At 48.7% G+C, this 20314-nt stretch carries 17 protein-coding genes; 7 read left to right on the top strand and 10 right to left on the bottom strand.

Going from position 1 to position 20314, the window contains the following annotated elements; translation table 11 throughout:
- Genes lpxA through B5X72_RS18850 form a run of 4 tightly spaced genes read right to left on the bottom strand, consistent with a single transcriptional unit; the run spans position 1 to position 4584 of the window.
- Entirely contained in the window at positions 1-795 is a 795-nt protein-coding gene (gene lpxA, locus B5X72_RS18865; protein ID WP_079718488.1) for an acyl-ACP--UDP-N-acetylglucosamine O-acyltransferase, read from the bottom strand.
- On the bottom strand, positions 792-2201 hold the full coding sequence (locus B5X72_RS18860) for a bifunctional UDP-3-O-[3-hydroxymyristoyl] N-acetylglucosamine deacetylase/3-hydroxyacyl-ACP dehydratase (protein WP_176146270.1): 1410 nt from the start codon (positions 2199-2201) through the stop codon (positions 792-794). Before B5X72_RS18860 ends, lpxA begins: the two co-directional genes overlap by 4 nt.
- Positions 2202-2246: 45 nt before the next feature.
- Positions 2247-3287 carry a UDP-3-O-(3-hydroxymyristoyl)glucosamine N-acyltransferase gene (lpxD, locus tag B5X72_RS18855; RefSeq protein ID WP_079718486.1) on the bottom strand — a complete coding sequence of 347 codons (1041 nt, stop codon included), beginning with the start codon at positions 3285-3287 and terminating at the stop codon, positions 2247-2249.
- A gap of 49 nt (positions 3288-3336) precedes the next feature.
- Positions 3337-4584, bottom strand: a complete 1248-nt coding sequence (locus B5X72_RS18850; RefSeq protein ID WP_079718485.1) for an HD domain-containing protein — start codon at positions 4582-4584, stop codon at positions 3337-3339.
- A 171-nt stretch (positions 4585-4755) separates the two neighbouring features.
- Between B5X72_RS18850 and porX the strand changes: the two genes are divergently transcribed.
- The 7 genes from porX (at position 4756) to B5X72_RS18815 (ending at position 12728) form a co-directional block, all read left to right on the top strand.
- The gene (gene porX / locus B5X72_RS18845) at positions 4756-6309 is read left to right on the top strand and encodes a T9SS response regulator signal transducer PorX (RefSeq protein WP_079718484.1); all 1554 of its coding nucleotides are present in this window, start codon (positions 4756-4758) and stop codon (positions 6307-6309) included.
- A gap of 22 nt (positions 6310-6331) precedes the next feature.
- On the top strand, positions 6332-6751 hold the full coding sequence (gene tsaE, locus B5X72_RS18840) for a tRNA (adenosine(37)-N6)-threonylcarbamoyltransferase complex ATPase subunit type 1 TsaE (RefSeq protein WP_079718483.1): 420 nt from the start codon (positions 6332-6334) through the stop codon (positions 6749-6751).
- Between the two features lie 39 nt (positions 6752-6790).
- Entirely contained in the window at positions 6791-7429 is a 639-nt protein-coding gene (locus B5X72_RS18835; RefSeq protein ID WP_079718482.1) for an RNA polymerase sigma factor, read from the top strand.
- On the top strand, positions 7416-8252 hold the full coding sequence (locus tag B5X72_RS18830) for a hypothetical protein (protein WP_079718481.1): 837 nt from the start codon (positions 7416-7418) through the stop codon (positions 8250-8252). Before B5X72_RS18835 ends, B5X72_RS18830 begins: the two co-directional genes overlap by 14 nt.
- Before the next feature lie 32 nt (positions 8253-8284).
- Complete coding sequence (locus tag B5X72_RS18825; RefSeq protein ID WP_079718480.1) at positions 8285-9190, top strand: outer membrane beta-barrel protein; 906 nt, start codon at positions 8285-8287, stop codon at positions 9188-9190.
- 199 nt (positions 9191-9389) lie between these two features.
- Entirely contained in the window at positions 9390-10451 is a 1062-nt protein-coding gene (locus B5X72_RS18820) for an ABC transporter ATP-binding protein (RefSeq protein WP_079718479.1), read from the top strand.
- Positions 10452-10544: 93 nt separating this feature from the next.
- The gene (locus B5X72_RS18815; protein ID WP_079718478.1) at positions 10545-12728 is read left to right on the top strand and encodes a S9 family peptidase; all 2184 of its coding nucleotides are present in this window, start codon (positions 10545-10547) and stop codon (positions 12726-12728) included.
- Here B5X72_RS18815 and B5X72_RS18810 read toward each other — a convergent pair.
- From B5X72_RS18810 to B5X72_RS18785, 6 genes are all read right to left on the bottom strand, one after another.
- Positions 12722-14047, bottom strand: a complete 1326-nt coding sequence (locus tag B5X72_RS18810) for a TolC family protein (RefSeq protein ID WP_079718477.1) — start codon at positions 14045-14047, stop codon at positions 12722-12724. The genes B5X72_RS18815 and B5X72_RS18810 overlap by 7 nt on opposite strands.
- Before the next feature lie 142 nt (positions 14048-14189).
- Positions 14190-14876: a LytR/AlgR family response regulator transcription factor gene (locus B5X72_RS18805; RefSeq protein ID WP_079718476.1), complete on the bottom strand. Its 687-nt coding sequence runs from the start codon at positions 14874-14876 to the stop codon at positions 14190-14192.
- On the bottom strand, positions 14873-16363 hold the full coding sequence (locus B5X72_RS18800) for a TlpA family protein disulfide reductase (protein WP_079718475.1): 1491 nt from the start codon (positions 16361-16363) through the stop codon (positions 14873-14875). Before B5X72_RS18800 ends, B5X72_RS18805 begins: the two co-directional genes overlap by 4 nt.
- A gap of 6 nt (positions 16364-16369) precedes the next feature.
- The gene (locus tag B5X72_RS18795) at positions 16370-17779 is read right to left on the bottom strand and encodes a sensor histidine kinase (RefSeq protein WP_079718474.1); all 1410 of its coding nucleotides are present in this window, start codon (positions 17777-17779) and stop codon (positions 16370-16372) included.
- A 94-nt stretch (positions 17780-17873) separates the two neighbouring features.
- The gene (locus B5X72_RS18790; protein WP_079718473.1) at positions 17874-18968 is read right to left on the bottom strand and encodes a DUF4407 domain-containing protein; all 1095 of its coding nucleotides are present in this window, start codon (positions 18966-18968) and stop codon (positions 17874-17876) included.
- 258 nt (positions 18969-19226) lie between these two features.
- Positions 19227-20042, bottom strand: coding sequence for a GLPGLI family protein (locus tag B5X72_RS18785; protein ID WP_079718472.1), 816 nt, complete (start codon positions 20040-20042; stop codon positions 19227-19229).
- Positions 20043-20314: the final 272 nt, after the last annotated feature.

The following is a 20314-nucleotide window of genomic DNA, read 5'->3' as shown; positions in this document are numbered from 1 at the left end:
TTACAGTATGCCCTTACTTTGGCCAAAGCCTTTCATGACACCCCGGTTGGAATTTCGTACGAAGTCAAGTATTTCGTCGCGTATTTCCGTGGGTTTATACTCCGCTTCAATGATGTCTAACGCTTTCGTGAGGTTGTTGTTTTTGACAAACAGTACCCTGTAGATGTCTTGTATCTCATTGATTTGGTTGGATGAAAAACCTCTCCGTCGCAAGCCGACGGAATTGATGCCCACGTACGACAGGGGTTCGCGTGCAGCTTTCACAAAAGGTGGTACATCTTTACGGACCAACGAGCCCCCCGCAATGAAGGCGTGTGAGCCGATATGGCAAAACTGGTGTACAGCGACCATGCCCGCCAGCACGACATAGTCGCCCACCGTGATATGGCCAGCCAGTGTGCTGCTATTTGAAAAAATACAGTTATCTCCTACGACACAATCATGGGCGATATGGCTATAGGCTTGGATAAGGCAGTTTTTACCAATAACGGTTTTCCACTTATCCTTGGTGCCCCGGTTTACGGTGACGCACTCCCTGATGGTGGTGTTATCACCGATTTCGGCTGTCGTCTCTTCACCATCAAATTTCAGATCTTGCGGAATTCCCGAAATAACGGCGCCTGGAAATATACGGCAATTCTTGCCGATACGGGCGCCATCCATGATGGTCACATTCGAGCCAATCCACGTACCTTCTTCAATGACAACATCTTTGTGGATAGTTACAAACGGTTCGATAACCACATTGCCGGCAATCTTGGCTTGAGGGTGTATATATGCTAGCGGTTGTATCATGATACTTGGCTCTCTTTTACTTTTACAATCTGAGCCATCAACTCAGCTTCAACGACGATTTTTTCGCCAACCATCCCTATTCCTTTCATCTGGGCGATGCCCCTGCGGATAGGTTCCAGCAGGTCGCAGCGGAAGATGATGGTGTCTCCGGGGTTCACTTGAGCCTTAAACCGGGCGTTTTCTATTTTGAGGAACAAGGTGAGGTAGTTTTCCGGGTCGGATACAGTACTTAGTACGAGTATGCCTCCGGTCTGGGCCATGGCCTCTATTTGTAACACACCGGGAAATACGGGGGCGCCGGGGAAATGCCCCATGAATAGATCTTCATTCATGGTGACGTTTTTTAACCCCACCACATGTGTCTTGGTAAGCTCAAGAATTTTGTCCACCATGAGAAAAGGCTGTCTGTGAGGCAGGATTTTCATGATTTGCACCGTATCGTACAGGGGTGGCATGTTAGGGTCATATATCTTGATGTATTTCCGGCCCTTTTCTTTTTTGATTTGTGCTTTGATTTTTTTGGCAAAAGCCACGTTGGCAGCGTGCCCGGGTCGCGCAGCCATGATGTGGCCCTTTATGGGGCGGCCTACCAAAGCCAGGTCTCCAATCATGTCGAGTAGCTTATGTCTGGCGGGCTCATTTTGATGACGTAGTTCAATGTTATCCAGTATGCCTTCTTTTGCCACGTCAATGTCTTCCCGGTTGAATAATTTTGCCAGGTGCCGCAGTTCGTCCTTGCTGACCTCCTTATCCACCACGACAATGGCATTGTTGAGGTCTCCCCCTTTAATGAGGTTGTTTTGCAACAGCATTTCCAGCTCATGCAGGAAGCAGAAGGTGCGCGAGGAGGCAATATCCTTAGAAAACTCATCAATGCCACTGATAGACGCATGCTGGCTTCCCAATACGGGCGAATTAAAATCAATCATGCAGGTAAACCGATAGCCATCCAATGGCATCGCTACCATCTCTACTTTCCTGTCGGGCTCCGTGTGGTGTATGTTGTGCGGAATTTCGTAATAATCCCGGTCTGCACCTTGGTCTACATAGCCCGTTTGCTCAATTGCCCGTACAAACGGCGCGGAGCTGCCATCCATGATGGGCACCTCGGGCCCGTCAATATCGATAAGCACGTTGTCTATCTGCAGACCCACCAAAGCAGCCATCAAATGTTCGATGGTACTGACGCTGGCGCCATTTTGTGAGATGGTCGTACCCCGGGAAGTGTCTGAAACGTTATCGGCATCTACCAAAATTGTGGGTTGGCTTTCCAGATCGATGCGCCTGAATCTGTACCAATGGTGTTCTGGTGCAGGTTTTAAGGTCATGGTTACGGGTTTGCCGGTGTGAAGGCCTACTCCTGAAACGATAATTTCTGATTTGATTGTTCGTTGTTTTACGTTCATCGTTGTCATTTGGCTTGTCCTTTTGCAAGGAGGCTAAGCGCTTATTTATTTCGATAGTTCTTTGGTTAATAATAGCTGTTCCAACTCTTCAAGCCGACGCTCCAATTCCGGAAGGCGAGAGTAGACCACTTGAGAGCGCATTTGCGCATTATAAGGAGCCGCGGGGCTGCCGGACCATTTTTTGCCTTCCTCGGCAATGGTACGGTTTACACCGGATTGCGCCTGTATCTGACTGCCATTGGCAATATTGATATGGCCAACGATGCCAACCTGCCCGCCGATGACGGTATTTTCACCAACCTTGGTGCTTCCCGAGATGCCCGATTGAGCGGCAATGACGGTGTGTTTTCCAATTTCCACATTATGGGCTATCTGGATCAGGTTGTCCAGTTTGACACCTTCACGGATAATCGTCGATCCCATCGTTGCGCGGTCAATAACCGTGTTTGCCCCAATCTCCACTTTGTCCTCGATGACCACATTGCCGATTTGGCTGATTTTGTTATACGTGCCATCTTCCTGCGGAGCAAAGCCGAAGCCATCGCTGCCTATCACGGTGCCCGAATGGATAATGACATGCGATCCGATGACACAGTCAAAGTAGACGGACACCCCGGCAAACAGCGTGGTGTCATGGCCGATCTTGACATTGTCGCCAATGTACACATGCGGATAGATTTTAGCATTATCTCCGATGACTACATCTTTATCGATATACGCAAAGGCACCGATATAGACATTTTTCCCTATTTTGGCGCTGGGATGGATGAATACCGGCTCCTCAATGCCTGCTTTATCCAAACGCATTTTGTTGTACAGTTCCAGCAGTAGGGAAAATGCTGTGTAGGCATTTTTTACCCGGATGAGGGTGCTCGCTATCGGCCTGTCCAGCTTCAGATCTTCATTGATGATGATTACTGATGCCCGCGTTGTATAGAGATACTGTTCGTACTTAGGGTTGGACAAAAAAGACAAGCTGCCCGTGGATGCTTCTTCGATTTTGGCCAGTTGCTCTACCATCACATCGGGGTTTCCTTCCAGGGAACCATTTACGAGCGTAGCTATTTGATGTGCGGAAAATTGCATCTGCAAATGTATAAGTTTAAACGATATATATTCAAATTTTTACTGGCTGTCAGCTTATTGATGATGGAATAGTTAGCAATTCTTTTGGAAATGAAACAGCAAATTTCTGAACTTTTTTTGACAAGGTTCCTAAATTGGACAAATCTGATGCTTCCGCGATATCCTGTACGCTTCCGTCTTTCATTAATATTTTGATATTACTGTTGTTTTGTTCGTATGCACTATTCTCAATGGATTGTACCCATACATAATACGCTGTGTCAGCAATGTTTATACCGAAGTGTTTGACAGCTCGTTCTTGTAAATCGGCGATGATATGCGCTTGCGGAGCGGAGCTGTATAATTCTGTTCGATACAAGGACCGGGCAATAAGCCGAGAACACAGCATGCGCAAGATGTGGTCGTTATGATACGCCCAAGCCTTCACTGCCGACCAAATGTCTGTGTCATCGAGACGAGAAAAATGCTCCAAATGTGTCACATCTTCCGTAAAATTTTCCCGGGTAATCTTGTTACGCAAAAAATGTTCCAAGGATGGTGAGGCAAAGAGCGGGCTGCCCTGCCCGTATAGCTCTTTCGCACGCTGGAGAATCTTGAGTAACATTTGTTCGGCACTGAGAACTGTCTTATGGAGGTAAACCTGCCAATACATCAAACGGCGCGCGATGAGAAATTTCTCCACAGAATAGATACCTTTTTGTTCAACGACCAGCTCGTTATCAACGACATGGAGCATTTTGATGATGCGGTCAAAACTGATGACCCCTTCAGCCACCCCAGTAAAAAAGCTATCCCGGCTGAGGTAATCCATCCGGTCGATATCAAGCTGCCCGGAAACCAGCTGGTAAAGAAATTTTTTCGGATAGCGGTTATTGAAAATCGCGATGGCCATGTCCAATCGCCCGTTGAATGTCGCGTTGAGTTCATCCATCATGAGTGCCGAAAGCAGCTCATGCGAAACACCTTCGACCAAGGTATGCTCCAGCGAGTGAGAAAAGGGGCCATGGCCAATGTCATGCAGTAAAATGGCGGTCAGGACGGCTTCCTCCTCCTCCTCCGTGATGGCCGTATCCTTTCCGCGTAATGTTTCGATGGCCAGCGCCATGAGATGCATAGCGCCCAGCGCGTGCTGGAAACGGGTGTGCAAGGCTCCGGGATAGACGAGGTGCGTCATGCTTACCTGTTTAATGTAGCGCAAGCGTTGAAAATAGGGATGCTGTATCAGGTCAAATATAAAACCAGATGGGATGGAAATGAACCCATAAACAGGATCGTTGATTATTTTCTTTTTATTCAATGCCTAGCTCCATTAATGGGAAGTACCGTCACTCGCCATAGGATTTATGGCGCAAAGATACATTACGTGCCTGTTAATTTTTGTTAAAAAAGTCAGGTCAAGGCAAACTTTTCGTTATGTTCGCAATTATTAATAATAATACAACCAATCTTTTACGTTAGGAAATAAGGAATGCAAGAGACGAATATACTATGGGCAGATGATGAGATTGATTTGCTGAAGCCGCACATCATGCTGTTGAATGAGAAGGGATATGGCGTAAAAACGGTGACCAATGGCAACGATGCAGTAGAGGCCTTTAAAAAGGGCTTCTATGATTTGGTCTTCTTGGATGAAAATATGCCGGGACTTACGGGATTGGAGACCCTCTCTGAGTTGAAAAACATCAATCCGGTCGTCCCCATGGTGTTGGTGACAAAAAATGAGGAAGAACACTTGATGGAAGACGCCATTGGTTCTAAAATCGACGATTACCTGATAAAACCCGTCAATCCCAAGCAGATTCTGCTTACCATCAAGAAGCTGACGGAGAATAAGCGGCTCATCAGCGAAAAGACGTCCATGGCTTATCAGCAGGACTTCCGAAACCTCGGCATGATTCTCAATGACAACTTGGACTATGAGCAATGGGCAGACGTTTACAAAAAACTAATTTACTGGGAATTGTCGCTTGAAAAACTCGAAGATGCCGGAATGCATGAAGTGCTTACGTTGCAAAAGGCGGAGGCCAACATGCAGTTTTCCAAGTTTATGGAAAAAAATTATCTCCGTTGGGTGAAAGAACCCGAAAAAGGACCTATCATGTCGCACCAGTTGTTCCGCAAAAAGGTTTTTCCTACGTTACAAGACAATAGGCCTACATTCTTTTTCCTCATTGATAATTTAAGGTATGATCAGTGGCGGGTAATCAACGACGTTATCACCAACTATTTCCGGTTGGAAGAAGAAGATAGCTACTACAGCATATTGCCTACCGCTACGCAATATGCTCGTAACGCCATATTCAGTGGATTGATGCCTTTGGAAATGGAGCGGCTGCACCCCGGATTGTGGCAAAATGATGAAGATGAAGGAGGGAAAAATCTCCACGAAGATAAGTTTTTGGCTGACCAAATCAAGCGGATCTACCGTAAAGAATGCAAACACTCATATACCAAAGTGCTTACGCTCGAACAGGGGCGCGATGTTGCTGATAACCTGAGTAACCTGATGGGCAATGACCTAAACGTGTTGGTGTATAATTTCGTAGACATGCTTTCCCACGCGCGTACGGATATGGCCATGATCCGCGAGCTGGCCAATGATGAGGCCGCCTACCGCTCGCTCACCTTGTCATGGTTTGAACATTCGCCGCTTTTGGATGCGCTGAAATGGCTTTCGCAAAAATCGGTACGTGTCGTCATCACCACTGATCATGGTACCATCCGGGTGAAGCACGCCAGCAAAGTCATCGGCGACCGGAATACGAATACCAACTTGCGGTACAAGCAGGGCAAGAATCTCAATTTTATTGCTAAGGACGTGTTTCACATCAAGAATCCGCACGATGCCATGCTGCCAAAGCTTCATGTGAGTTCAAGCTTTATTTTTGCGAAAGAAGATACGTATTTCGTCTATCCCAACAATTACAATCATTTCGTCAATTATTTCAATGAAACATTCCAGCATGGAGGCATTTCCTTGGAAGAAATGATCATTCCGTTCGCAACGTACACAACCAAATAGCAAAAAATGTATTTTTGCCCTCATGGTCATTGAGGTAGCAAGTTTAACGGATTTACCCCGTGCGGCTGTTCAGATCCTCGCAGCAGCAGGCAAGTATCGGGTATTTCTTTTTTATGGCGAAATGGGGGCGGGCAAGACTACACTAATCAAAGCCATCTGCGGCCAACTTGGCGTCGGCGACGCCACATCGAGCCCTACGTTTGCTATTGTAAATGAGTACAGCGCCGCCGGCGAGCCTATCTATCACTTTGATTTTTACCGGATCCGGTCTGAGCAGGAGGCTTTTGACCTGGGTTATGAAGACTATTTCTATTCAGGAAACTACTGCTTTATCGAATGGCCGGAAAAAATCGCCGGTTTATTGCCTCCCGATGCCGTAGAGGTGGTTATCACCGGCTCCGGTAATGGCCATCGCCGCATTACTGTGCATCCGCAGCGGTGAGTAAAGTACGCTTTTGTTTGCAAGTCGCTGTGTAACAGCATGCAGTATTTTGCAAAAAAATCATCCCCCCAATGCAACCTTTTTATCCATATCGTCATCATTACAGTAAACACACGCAAGTTGGAGCAAACGGTTACAATAGATAGTTTGTATGAAGGCTGCAAGGCCGGCAATCGCCACGCGCAGCAACAGCTGTATCAGGCGATGGCGTCAAAAATGCTGGGGGTATGTATGCGTTATGCAAGAAGCACATTTGAAGCGGAAGATATGCTTCAAACGGGGTTTGTAAAGGTGTTTAAGAGTATTGGGCGTTTCCGTGGCGAGGGATCGTTTGAAGGGTGGATACGGCGGATTATGGTCAATACGGCAGTAGAAACATATCGGCGCAATATGCGCGGCGGTTATTCTGTGGACATCGAGGATGTGCAAGACGACATCCAACAGACCTTTTCGATGGACAGCTTGGAATGCGAAGACCTGCTGCGAATTATCCAGACGCTTCCAGATGGCTATCGCGTCGTGTTTAACATGTATGCCCTGGAGGGGTATTCACACAAAGAAATCGCTGAGACGCTCCATATCAGTGAAGGAGCGTCCAAGTCACAATTATCAAGGGCAAGGACTTGGCTTAAGGAACGGATAACACAATTGGAAGGAGGACGTTATGAATCCCAATAAAAGAAATGAATTTGACAAGCAGCTGCAAGAGAAGTTCGGTGATTTTCGGCCTGAGGTTCCGGTAGACCTTTGGGGAAAGATAGCTGCGCAGCTGGACGCTCAAGCACAGGGCGATGCGAAGGCGGCGCCCGCCAAACAACGGCGCCTGCCTGTTTGGTGGTTATCAGCTGCCGCTATGCTGCTGGCCGTATGCGGTGTGTTTTACTGGTACAACAGGCCTGTCGCTGTCACCTATCTGCAACGCCCTGTGGCGAAGGCAGACCCTGTCGAACCCGCAATTGGGACGATAACGCAATCGGACAAGGACACGGTGCCGGCCAGCGAGCCGTTGGATATCGAACGGCTTAAACAAGTATTTGCAAAAAAAGATCGGGGATCGATCCAGCATACGTCACCTACGCTCGACTCCGGCGTAAATAACGACAGACCGCCAGTGGAAAATCAAGGCCCCCAGCAACTCATGGCCAATCAGCCCATACAGTACGAGGTGGCCGGAGCATCCGAAGTAAAACGTCCTGCAACTGCTGTAGTGGAGCTTCCGGTTGAGCGTCCTGGAGAACAATCCGTAGCCATGGAGGAGGCACTAGCCAACGTGCCGGACATCCAACCGTTGGTCGCTTTGGAAGACGACGAGGAAACCATGCTGGCGTCAGCAGGAGAACGAAAGCAACCTTTCGGGATTAGTAATATCCTCAATTATGTAGTGGGCACCGTGGACCAACGTGAAGAAAAGCTTGTTACCTTTTCAAATGATAGCGAAGGTTCGCTGAAGCTTGACTTTAACTTTGGCTTGGCAAAAAACAAAAAGAAAAAAGTAAAATAATATAAGCATCAAACATTTAATATACAACTGATATGAGATACATTAGCCTTACAGTATTGTTTTATGCCCTTATTCTCACGGCTGCAGCACAAGAAAAAAAGCGGGCTGATAGCCTTCGCAGCTTGGGTAAAATATCTGCCGATACCGTCATCATGGAAGATGTCAATACCGGAGAAAAACGCAAAGTGCGTATCATCGTCCCCGGGAAGGACGAGGGCATGATTACTATCGAAAAATCAGAAAAAGCGTACCAGTACGATTCGGACGATAAGCAAGACGGCAAACGGGTGAGTGTAACGAAAGACCACCCCAGGAAGTCATATCCCATTTATGGGGTCACACTGTCACGGATTGATCTGGGGTTGGTCAAGCTGATGGACAATGGCAGCTTCTCGCTGTCTGACGACAACGATATATTCGATTACCGGCGCGGAAAGACGGTCAATTTCGGATTTGATGTATTGCAGGCAGGGTACCGCTTTAATGACCAGTTCCGGATATTCTTATCCGGAGGATTCGACTGGACTTACATACGGCTCAAGGGCAATTATATATTTGATCCGGACATTGTGCCGCTGACCGTTGTTGACGACCAGACGGATATCAGGAACAACAGGCTCACGTCTACTTACTTAAGGCTGCCGCTTACCTTTGAGTTCAGGAGCAAAAATTATTCCGGTATGGGCCGGATGCGGTTTGCGTTTGGCCCGGAAGGGGGCTTCCTGCTGAAAGGTACACAAAGGTACCGCGGTGCAGACGGCAAAGTCAAACAGCGTGGAGACTATGCATTTAATGAGTTCCGCTACGGCGCATTCGCCCGGTTTGGCGTGGGCGCCTTTGGTATTTACGCCAAGTATTACTTCAATGATATCTTCGAAAACAGTCCCCAGCACGCGGGATTGCAGAACTTTACCTTTGGGTTGATGCTCGGCTTCTGACAAGTGTGACAAGTTTTTGCTTATTCCGGTTGTTGGGGGGGGGCATAGGATCGCGAAACGGAGTGAGCGTTCCAGTCAAAAACCCAACAACCGGAATATCGTGAATTGTCAACCTGATTTGCCAGATTCCCTGCTTCTTAACTGTATCAATAATAATTTGTAGTTTTGTGCCGACCCGACATGCTCGGGACGGCTTTTTATGGTGTCAATCCCAACAACTCCCCCATCCTGCTCGGTACCCAATGATGTACACCGCGACGGACTTCCACTTATCCACGGCGAAAACCTGAGCCGTTCTTTTCAGGCCAAGGAGCCGGTCGTCGCGGTCAACGGGCTGACTTTCGGCATTGCCGAGGCGCAGGTCACCGCCATCATTGGAGAAAGCGGCAGTGGCAAAAGTACCATGCTCCGGCTCATCTACGGGTTGCTGGAACCCGATGAGGGCGAAGTACGCTATCGGGGGTGGCGAGTACCTAACCCAAGAGAGAAACTTATTCCCGGACACGATGCGATGCGTATGGTATCGCAGGGTTTTGACGATTTGAATACCTATGCCAATGTCTGGGACAACGTAGCGTCTCAACTACCAAACACCGATTTAGCGGTGAAGTTCAGCCGGACGGAAGCCACGCTACACCGCCTGCGTATTGCGCACTTAACTAAGCAACGTATTGCCGATCTAAGCGGTGGCGAAAAACAACGGGTAGCCATCGCCAGGGCCTTGGTAAGGGAGCCCGAAGTGCTTCTAATGGATGAACCTTTTAATCAGGTAGACGCGTCATTCCGGGAGACACTGCAACGGGATATTCGCCATATCGTGGACGAAACCGGGCTGACGGTGGTGTTGGTGTCACACGATCCGGCAGAAGTGCTTTCTATGGCGGATCAGCTGATTGTGTTGCGGCACGGACATTTGGTGGCAGCCGATGAGCCGGCGCTGCTGTACCGACAGCCACCGGATAGTTACACGGCGCGATTGCTAGCCAAGAGCAACATCCTTACCAACGCGGAGGCATCCGCATTGGGTATCATTACGGATGCAACGACTGTCATTGTCCATCCTGAATGGCTATCGCTGGAGGAAAGCCCACATGCAAGCTTTCACGTCGTGGATATTCAATTCAAGGGATTTTACCAGGTGGTTGCCGTTCAGGACACCAGCCTCTCCTTGCAGGTGATTGTGAGTTCAGTGACAGACCTGCGAAAAGGTATGCGAGTGAGCGTGCGCATCAAACGGTTCCATACCAACGATGCTTCATAAAGAATGGCCAATACCTGCTAAGTGTGGGTTAAAATATGGCTTAGCCGCTGCCATTTGAGTCCTTATATTTGGCGTTTTGTAACCTTTTGAAACATGCATAAGTCAACATGGATAGGGTATGCCCCTTTGGCAACACTCTTACTCAATGTGTCCGTCTTGGTGGCACAAACCCCCGAGGCGTTCACGCCATCACATGATGAAATCGTAGCACGTTATAAACACGCGGCAAGGATGGACAGTCTTACCAAAAATGCGGTGTTCAACGATCGGGTAGAAGCCCATTGGCGTCAAGATGAGCAGTCGTTTTGGTATGAAAATATCCTGCCGGACGGCTCATCGGCATACGTGCTTGTAGACGCGAAATCTGGCAAAAAGCAACTGTTTACCAACAAAGCGCAAGTGGTAGCCGAAGCACCGGGCGAGCAGGTGCAGCAGCCCAATCGACAGAGGCGTTGGGGGATGGCAGATTTCCGTGGCGAACGTGTCTCTCCCGATCAGCAATGGGAAGCATACATCGAAGAGGGCAATCTCTTTGCTAAGCGGTTGAGCGACGGAGAGATTATTCAATTTACTTCTGATGGCACCAAGGAAAACCCATATGGAGCCGTGGCTTGGAGTCCCGACAGTAAATACCTTGCTGGTTATCTCATCCATCCGGTACAGGATTCATTGGTGCATTTTGTCTTGTCGGCCGTTCCTGAAACCACGCGGGGTCAGCTGGTGTCTCGTCCATACAAACAACCTGGAGACCCTTTTACGACGTACGATTTGTTTGTTTTCCCGCTTGACAAGCGGACGGCCGTCAAGGTAGCCGCGGAGCCCATTGATTTTCCAAATGCAGCGCCATTGTTGCGGTGGCGGTATGGGGATGCCCGGTACTTTACTTATGAGAAGTTCGATCGAGGTCATCAGCGATTTCGTGTTATCGAGGTGGACAGTCACACGGGCACCACACGAAATGTCGTCGATGAACGAACCGGCACGTTTATCTACCACGACCGGCAGTATACCCACTATCCGGAAGAACGCAATATCCTTATCCGGTCGTCAGAGAAGGATGGTTGGCGCCATCTCTACTTGGTTGATTTGATCAGTGGTATAGAAAAGCCCATCACCGCTGGCGAATGGGTGGTGCGGGATGTGGTTGATGTGGATGCCAGAAACAGGCAGATCTGGTTTACCGCCGGCGGAATGAACGCGGGAGAAGATCCCTATCATATCCATTATTACCGCATTGGTTTCGACGGGAAGGGACTCGTTGACTTGACACCCGAGCCGGGCAACCATAGCGTGGTATTTTCGCCCAGCAAATCTTATTATATTGACACCTACTCAACCGTCAACCAGCTTCCGGTGACCAAGCTGCGCAACGGGAAGGATGGCAAGGAAATAGCCGTGCTGGAAGAAGCTGTGCTAAGTGAAGCCTATCAGCAAAGCGGCATCACGCCACCCGAAGTGTTCGTCGCTAAGGGCCGGGACGGCGTAACGGACATCTGGGGGATAGTCAGCAAGCCGTCAGATTACGATCCAGCAAAAAAATACCCCGTGCTTGAAAACATCTATGCGGGACCTCATGACTCGTTCGTGCCCAAGTCCTTTGTGCCGTACAGCGAGATGCAGAGTCTAGCCGAACTTGGATTTATCGTGGTGATGATCGATGGCATGGGAACCGCCAACCGCTCCAAAGCATTTCACGACATATGCTGGCAAAATATCGCGGACGCGGGCTTACCCGACCGCATATTGTGGATCAAGGCACTGGCAGAGAAGTATCCGTCCGTAGATACCACCCGCGTTGGCTTGTATGGCACTTCTGCTGGCGGGCAAAACACCGTCTCGGCTTTGTTGTTCCAATCGCACTTCTACAAAGCTGGTGTAGCCGCCTGTGGTTGTTATGACAACCGCGTGGATAAGCAGTGGTGGAATGAACAGTGGATGGGATATCCCGTAGGGCCGCACTATGAGGCCCAATCGTGTGCAACGGTTGCCAATGCGCGCAAGCTGAACGGCAAGTTGTTGCTGATTGTAGGCGAAGCCGATAGCAATGTGCCGCCGGAGTCTTCCTATCGCGTGGCCGACGCGTTGATAAGAGCAGGCAAAACCTTCGATTTTTTATCCATACCGGGCATGGGCCATAGTGATGGCGGCCCTTTCGGGCGAATGAAAAAGCGTGACTTTTTCGTCAAGCACCTGCTTCAGGTGGAGCCGCCTGATTGGAATGCCGGAGAGCTCCCTTACAATCCTGATACCGGCAGGGAGCGCTGGTCATTTCAATAATCCAATGGCATCTCGCCATTGTAATAATCCACAATGCGTTGGCGGAGGTGCCATTGGTAGCGAGCGATGACGAGGTTGGCATTGGCGTTGTCGAGCTTGTTTTTAGCTATCAGGTATTCCACGGAATTGATGGCGCCGGCATTGAAGCGTACTTCGGCAATGCGGAATGACTCGGCGTAGTTTGCGACCTGTTCGAGCAAGTTTTCGTACTGTGTTTTGGCAGCATCAAGGTTAAACAACGCTTGGCTTGTGGTTTGTTGCAGCTCATTCCGGCGCGTCCGTGAAATGTTTTCGGCATCGAACAGGTTAAGCTTGGCCCGCGCGACATTGTTGCGTACTTGAAATCGATTTAATATTGGTATTGAAAGCGTAAATCCCAGATTTTGTCCAACGCGATCACGTACCTGGTCGATGTAAATGCCGTTGCCGTGTATGTAGCTGCTCGTCAAACCTCCGCCCACGGAGAGCGAGGGGAAATAGGACGAACGAGCCGTTTTCAATCCGAACTGGGCTTCTTTTACCCAGTTATCGGCGGCTTTAATGACACTTAGCCGCTCAGCCGCGGTTTGGTAGAGTGCGTCATCCGTCAAGGTACCTCCGTTTGCCGGTAGTTCCTGGAGAGAAACGAGCTGGGTCTCGGCGTCAAAAGGGAGATTGATCAGCTGGAAAAGATTAACCAGTGCTTCATTGAAACGGGTCTTAGCGTCGTTCAAGTTGTTGAGGTCATTGGCGTATTGGCCTTTCAAATCATAATAGTCGGCAGGTGCTTCGGCACCCTGCTCAAAAAGCAATGTTCGCCGTTCTACCTGACGGCGGGTGACGGCAACCAGGCTGTCGGTCTGTGCAACCACATCTCGGGCGGCAAGGGTCTGAATGTAGGCGCTCGCCACGTTGAGCGCTATCTGTTCCTTGGCGTATCGTTCATCCAATTGGGTTGCGCGGTACGCATAAGCTTGTTGCGTGATGGCGCGGAACATCCGTAGTCCGTCAAACAAAACCACGGAGCTGCTGAGGCTTTGGTTTCCGTATCGATTGGTCACGTTGTTCAGGTATTGGTTGGTTTCCGGATCGATGGCCCGTCCTACCTCAAAAGAATGACCAAGACGTGCTGTCAAATCAGGTATTAAGTTTTGCCTGGCTTGCCTTAAATTGATGGCTTGGTTTTGGGTCCGAATTTCGCTTTGCTGGACGTCCAGATTGTTTTCAAGAGCCAATTCGATACAGCGTTCCAAAGTCAGGGTGTCTTGTGCAATGGCGGCATGGTTGCCCAATCCAAGAGCCACGCCTAAATAAATTATATAACGTATTCTGTCAAACATTTCGTTGCGCTATTTTTGGCATAGGGTACACATAGTCTGCGCCAAAGTCATAACTACAAGATTATAAATAGATTGTGAATAGCCTTTTTGGAAAGGCTTGTCCGATATCGGGCAGTGAGTGTTCGAAAACGAACAGTTTGCCCTATGGTTTGGTCGAAAGCTGCTTAATCGTGGCCATATAGGATGAACCCACTGGCAGTATGCTGTCGCCTACAGTCAGTTGATGTCGTTCGATTTTCTGTACTTTATCAATAGCGGCGATAAACGAGCGATGTATACGGATGAAGCGGTGCGCAGGTAATAACTCCTCGCACTCGGTGATGGTCATCCGGCTGAGGATATGGCGATCGCCCAGTACAAAATTGACATAGTTGCCGGTAGCTTCCAAGTAGTCGATGTCGGTAAATGCTATTTTCACCTGTTCATACCCCGTTTTGACAAAGAGGTATTCCGGCTTGCTGCTATTGGTACCCCGCAATTGAAGCCATTCCTGCGCCTTATTGCACGCCTTGAGAAACCGGGCGAGCGAAAATGGTTTGAGTAGGTAGTCCACCGCATCAAGCTCAAAACCGGCCACTGCATGTTCAGAATAAGCGGTGGTGAAAATGACCAGTGGCTTTTTGCTGAGGCTTCTGAAAAATTCGATACCTGAAATATCGGGCATCTTGATATCCAGAAAGAGGAGTTCAACGGGGTGTTGCCTCAAGTAGTCCATCGCCTCAAAGGCGTTGATAAACGTAGCCTTTAAATCCAAGAAAGGTACCTTGGCAGCATGGCTACGGATGACCTCTAAGGCGAGGGGTTCGTCGTCAATGGCAATGGTGGTCATTGGTTAAGATATTTGTCTAATTGAGCATACAACGCTTCTTTTTCACTGGGCCGTCTAACGGGCTCGGCTACTAAGTTACCGTTTTTATCGAATAAAAAGTAGCTGGGATAGTAGCCATGCCGACTTTGATCAGCAGGCAGCAACTCGCTCCAAATGGCTTGTATGTCGGCATTGTTTTTGCGCAGATGTACCCCTGTTAGCGCATTTATCCGGATGTATTCCCGCCATTCAGCATCTTTCTTATCGTCGTCCATATCAAGGTACAAAAATACGATGTCCTTGCCCTCGAAACGTTCTTTCAGCGGTTGTACATGCCTCATTTCCACCTTACAGGGCCCACACCATGTCCCCCAGACATCCAAATACACCAGTTTTCCTGCAAACTGCTTGACAAACGCGTTGATGCTTTGAAAACTCCGGTAGTCAGCGGGGATGACGATTTGGTCGTTCTGTACCACAGACCGTTCTATTAAGCTGTCCATGCTGCGTTCCAGGGTGGATAGGTAGCCGCTTTGGCCAAACGAAGTACGTAGTGCATCCAGCAGGTTTTTCCCTTCGGTAAGCTCGCCACCATGGAACTTGGTTTTAACTTGTTTGGCGAGATAGTGCTCGGCGGTTTTGGCATCGAACGTTTGCTTTACGGCCAGCCAGTTGATGTACGTTTCGCCATATTGCTCATAGATGGCATTCAAGCTGTCAAAGCTCTCTATGCCATAGGTGGCATGCAGCAACGTCTTGAACAAAGGCAGCTTATCCCTCGCCGAAAACGCACGCGTTTCCAGAAAACCGACGTACGTGTCAACGAAAGCATAGTACATCGGCCCCCGGAGTGCCGACTTGGGCTCCGGTGTCTCCTCGCTGATAACGTCTTGTATGAGTGTGCTCCAGGTGTCGGTCGGCCACTTAGCCGTACGCACATACAGGTCGAAGTAAACCACAAAATGATAATGCAACTCGGCCTTCAGAAATTCCTTCTCGCCTGCGTTCAGTGGACTGGCATCTATCAGATTGGTTTTTGTCGTTAGCTGCTCCATGTGGGGGCGGATGATGCTGTCTTTTACCGCCGCCGCGTTCGCCCGTCTATGGTCTATATAGAAAAGCGGAGCCTTCTGCAATTCCAATCGATGAAGGAGGAGGTTGGCATTGGCCATGGTACCACCGAAAACGATTTCGCCGCTGGCAGCATCCAATTCTACGGTCAAGTCTTCACCGGGCCTCATCCACAAAAAAACTTCATGGTTTCCCCATTGGAGATAGCCTATTTTTTCTTCATTCAACGGCAGTATGGTATTGAAGTACCCTGCTGCATCGGTAGCCAGTTGCTTATTGGCATCTTCAAAATACCCAAATGCCAACGGTACATTGACGACCACTGACCCCAGCTTTGGACCATCCGGCAGATTGGAGACATGCCCGCTCAGCTTAAGTTGCGCATAAGACCAGATATGCACGCCCATGGCTATACACAAGAGGAGCTTTTTTTTCATGGCGATTTAGCAAATTACAGTTAAGTGGATAAAAAACTCCTGCGTTGTTTCGCGAATGACCAGATCATGCCTGCCCGGGTATAGCATCGCCAACCGTTGTTTCACATTTTCCAAGCCGATGCCTGAGTGGCGCCGCTCGGGGTCGGAGTCCGGTTTGCGGTGGATGCTGTTGTGTACGTCGAAAAACAGCCGTCCGTCAGCTTCGTAAAGGCTGATTTTTATCCACGATTTTTCCTGCAAGCTAATGCCATGTTTGAAGGCGTTCTCTACGAAGGGGATAAGCAGCATTGGAGCGATGTACGTGTTGCTTAGCGCGTCGTGGATAGTATGCTCTACTGTGATACCCGGGGAGGTTGCTGTACGCAACAGTTGCAGGTCAATATAGTTGCGGAGATATTCCACCTCGCGGGAGAGTAAAATCTTGTCCTGGTTGTTTTCATGTAGCATGAAGCGCATCATGTCGCCAAGCTTTTGGATGCTCGAAGCGGTGCGATCGGCTTTTTCTTGCAACGCCGTGCCATACAGCGTATTGAGGATATTGAACAAGAAATGCGGGTTGATCTGTGAGCGGAGGAAGCTGAGATCTGCCGAAGTCTGCCCAAGTTCCAGTTGGAGATTAACCAGCTGAGCGATGCGCTCCTTTTGGCGGCGGTAGACCAAATTGGCCAGCGGTATTACGATGAGGATAATGCATATCCATTCGAAAAAAAACACCGCACCGGCCGCCCGCGAGACATTTAGAAAGAAGATACCGAAAGGAATGAAAATCACGAATGACAACCCGATTGCGATAGCGAGGTACAAAACCAACGAATGATGCCGTTTTTCCCGCAGAGGCAGTAACCAGTAGATGTTGAGCGCGTAAATGGTGTATGCGTAAGGGACAGCCGACAGCCATAAGGCCGCCAAGCTTTCCGCTAAGCTCAGCAAGAACAAAAAGATGGCTATGCCGCCGCCGAGTACAACCAGCGATTCTTGAATGATCCGTTTGGAAAGTCCCCTGCCACTGGTTCGTACTAAAACAATACTATGCCTGAGCCCTTCATAGGCAAACAGTGACAGGAAGAGCAACAACGATACAGCGAGGGATTCGCCTCGAGTAAGGTGAGGCCAAAAGGCCGTTGATTGATACACCGCATAATGTCTTATCCACACGCAGACGGAAAGACCTATCCAGGAAAAGAAAAAAAGCAACAGGGTCAATACCGCTCCCAGCTCGATTTTTCTTTTGCGGAAATAACAAGGCCATATCCATTGTGTAAATAAAGCGAAAACACCATAAATTACCGTGGCACACCCCATGTATGACGCAACATAACGCTCGCCCCAGTGATCGATGCTATTGCTGTAAATAAAAATGAGGCTGAATAGATAAATAGCCGTAGCGATGATAAATTCAATGCGATGCCAATTCATAATGAAAAAGATTTTCCGGCAAAGAATGTCAATTCAGAATCCCCGGACAATAAAAAGGGATAAAAAGCGCGAAATGCGTGATTAAGCATAAACCCTACAAGGTCTCATTCCCCCATAGCTGGGCTTTACGTTTTTCGGCGGTTTGCGTTACGTGCGTATCGTAGAGGCTATCAACGATGGCGATTTCAGCATCCCGGTTCTTGCCGGAGCGATAAATATCCGCTGTTTGTTGGTCACGCAGGGCGATATCATAGGCGTCTCGCACGCTCATCAGTTTCACAAATACCGGCAGGCACTCAAAAAAGATGAAGAGCAGCATAATAAACGTGATGGACCAATAGTTGGCCTCATTTACGGTGCCGTCTGGATGATACTTCAGGTCACCGAGCGCGGCGTTCCGGTCGGCAAAACCGGCCAGATTAACGGCGCTGTCAAGCTGCACGCCGGTGAGTAGCCGTTCATCAAGTAATCCTTCGAATTGTTTGCGTTGTTGGATAAAAGCTTCCTGCAATTGAATGCGGTTGCGGAGCGTATCCAGGTATTGCTCCTGTTTTTCGAGTTCGGCTTGGCGCTGTTTGGCATAGGGGCCATAGCCGACGATGCCGGACGTCTCCACCGTTTTTTCGCCGAATGTCTCCATTTTGAGCTTGATCCGATCGGTCTTAATCGTGGCTTCCAGGGAATCCCGCTCGGTTTTCAGTTCGGCAGTCTTTTCCAGTTCAATGGCGTATTTGCTTTCAAAGGCTTTATTGAGCGTATCGATAGCCGCCCGTTGCCTATCCAAATAGGTTACCCGCAGTTGTTCGCGTATTTCCTTGTCAAACACTTTGAGTTCCAGCGGGCGGGCAATGACGATGCCGATAAGTACGGCCAGCAGGATGCGTGGAGTAGCTTGCATCAACTGCTTGAAACCGGACGCATGTTTGTTGATGCTTAAGACGATATAGCGGTCCATATTGAAGATTGCCAAGCCCCACAATAGCCCAAATAACAGTGCAAACAATGCCGCGAACTCACCACCGCTGAATACGAAATACAGTGCATACCCGCCGGACAGGGCCGCAAATAGACCGGTGAAAAAAATGGTAGCGCCAATGCCGACGTATTTGTTATGTTCGGCTGGGTATTTTGCCAAAGTCGCTTGGTGCACGCCGCAGCACCACCAAAAAAATCGCATCAGTTTCTCCATCACGTTCGGATATCCATAGATAAGACGGGCTGTATCCCAATTTGTTACACCGCGCTCTTACTTCGTCCCTGGCAAAAGTAGGGCCTGCGTGATTAACGAGAGGATGATTGGGATGAAACTGCCGGAATGTGGGGTGAATATATGGCAAAGATAGGTTTGCTCATTCGATATCAACCGTTCCAATAGCCATCTCTCAATTGATGACCCGCGCCGCCTATTATGGGTGGCAACGTCAGATTATGTTGTTACAGTTGCCCGCTATGGGTATAGCTCGATCCAATTGTTGTTTTTTGCTGCTTCTATCTTGGCCTTCTCGTAAAGGCGTTGTCTCGTTCCTTCATCTGGAAATGAAATTTTACCAGCTGCTTCATTGATTTGCATCCTATTATCTTTGTAATGCAGTTTGCGTTCGTAAAATTCCAATTTATCCATCGCCTCGGCATCGTTCAGAAAAGCAAGGTCAAAAGTAAAGCTCGGCACCCGCTCGATCCCCTTCAGATCGAACACCCACGAACCGGTCTTGTCCCGCATGCGGATGATCAATCCCGGCAATCCTTGAAATTTATACGGTCCGTTGCTAAGCGGGATGTCCGGGCAGAACCAAGCCTCCCATGACCGGTTACCGTAATCCAGGAGCGCTTTCTGGCATGGCAAATTACTAATCGTCAAGGTATCTCTCATTAATATCCAATCCATGTCGTTCTGTAATTCAGTATACGTACAGATCGGACCTCCCAATAATTCAATCTGCTCATAATAGTAAACCATTTCGTCAGCGCGGTCTTTGATGATGCGGTATCTCGCATTAGTGTGGATGTATGGCCGTATCTCTAAATGCTTATGGAATTCATTGGTGTCCTTTTCGCCTTGTGCTACGGTCCGGAACAGTGATTTATCTCCGCTGATTAGTAGTTCGGTCAATTCAGAAGTAGTGGCTGAATTGGTACTGTCCTTCCGGAATGTCATCTCGTAATAAATTTTGTAACCCTCATCACCTTGCCGCGCCTCAACGCAAAAGAGTAGCAGTAAACTGTTAAGTGTTATAAGTGTTGCCTTATTTTTTCTACCGGGCATATCAGCTGGTTTATTGACTATAAAGTTAGCCAGCAAATCACCAGCCAGTCAGAAGGCTGGTGGCTCGAGATCGATGGTTCAGCCAGAGACTAGATATAACGATGCGTCCTAACCTAGTTATCTCCAGAGCATCCGAAACAGTTTTCGCCATAAACTTCGGTACATTCTTCTACGCATACACTTGAGCTGTCGTGAGAGCAATAGTAGCTATCACCGTCTACAAGATCACATTTTGGTTTAACATTTCCGCCTATAATAAGTCTCATTTGGTC

Source organism: Parapedobacter luteus (assembly GCF_900168055.1).
GTDB classification, from domain to species: Bacteria; Bacteroidota; Bacteroidia; order Sphingobacteriales; family Sphingobacteriaceae; genus Parapedobacter; species Parapedobacter luteus.
The sequence above is the reverse complement of the archived record's forward strand: the minus strand, read 5'-3'. Positions and strand labels throughout refer to the sequence as shown.

Coding starts and splice junctions, on each gene's coding strand:
- B5X72_RS18835 (WP_079718482.1), top strand. CDS start 6,791: ATGCAGTATTTTGCAAAAAAATCATCCCCCCAATGCAACCTTTTTATC.
- B5X72_RS18795 (WP_079718474.1), bottom strand. CDS start 17,779: ATGAATTGGCATCGCATTGAATTTATCATCGCTACGGCTATTTATCTA.
- tsaE (WP_079718483.1), top strand. CDS start 6,332: ATGGTCATTGAGGTAGCAAGTTTAACGGATTTACCCCGTGCGGCTGTT.
- porX (WP_079718484.1), top strand. CDS start 4,756: ATGCAAGAGACGAATATACTATGGGCAGATGATGAGATTGATTTGCTG.
- B5X72_RS18830 (WP_079718481.1), top strand. CDS start 7,416: ATGAATCCCAATAAAAGAAATGAATTTGACAAGCAGCTGCAAGAGAAG.
- B5X72_RS18860 (WP_176146270.1), bottom strand. CDS start 2,201: ATGAACGTAAAACAACGAACAATCAAATCAGAAATTATCGTTTCAGGA.
- lpxA (WP_079718488.1), bottom strand. CDS start 795: ATGATACAACCGCTAGCATATATACACCCTCAAGCCAAGATTGCCGGC.
- lpxD (WP_079718486.1), bottom strand. CDS start 3,287: ATGCAATTTTCCGCACATCAAATAGCTACGCTCGTAAATGGTTCCCTG.
- B5X72_RS18820 (WP_079718479.1), top strand. CDS start 9,390: ATGGTGTCAATCCCAACAACTCCCCCATCCTGCTCGGTACCCAATGAT.
- B5X72_RS18800 (WP_079718475.1), bottom strand. CDS start 16,363: ATGAAAAAAAAGCTCCTCTTGTGTATAGCCATGGGCGTGCATATCTGG.
- B5X72_RS18785 (WP_079718472.1), bottom strand. CDS start 20,042: ATGCCCGGTAGAAAAAATAAGGCAACACTTATAACACTTAACAGTTTA.
- B5X72_RS18790 (WP_079718473.1), bottom strand. CDS start 18,968: ATGGAGAAACTGATGCGATTTTTTTGGTGGTGCTGCGGCGTGCACCAA.
- B5X72_RS18815 (WP_079718478.1), top strand. CDS start 10,545: ATGCATAAGTCAACATGGATAGGGTATGCCCCTTTGGCAACACTCTTA.
- B5X72_RS18810 (WP_079718477.1), bottom strand. CDS start 14,047: ATGTTTGACAGAATACGTTATATAATTTATTTAGGCGTGGCTCTTGGA.
- B5X72_RS18825 (WP_079718480.1), top strand. CDS start 8,285: ATGAGATACATTAGCCTTACAGTATTGTTTTATGCCCTTATTCTCACG.
- B5X72_RS18805 (WP_079718476.1), bottom strand. CDS start 14,876: ATGACCACCATTGCCATTGACGACGAACCCCTCGCCTTAGAGGTCATC.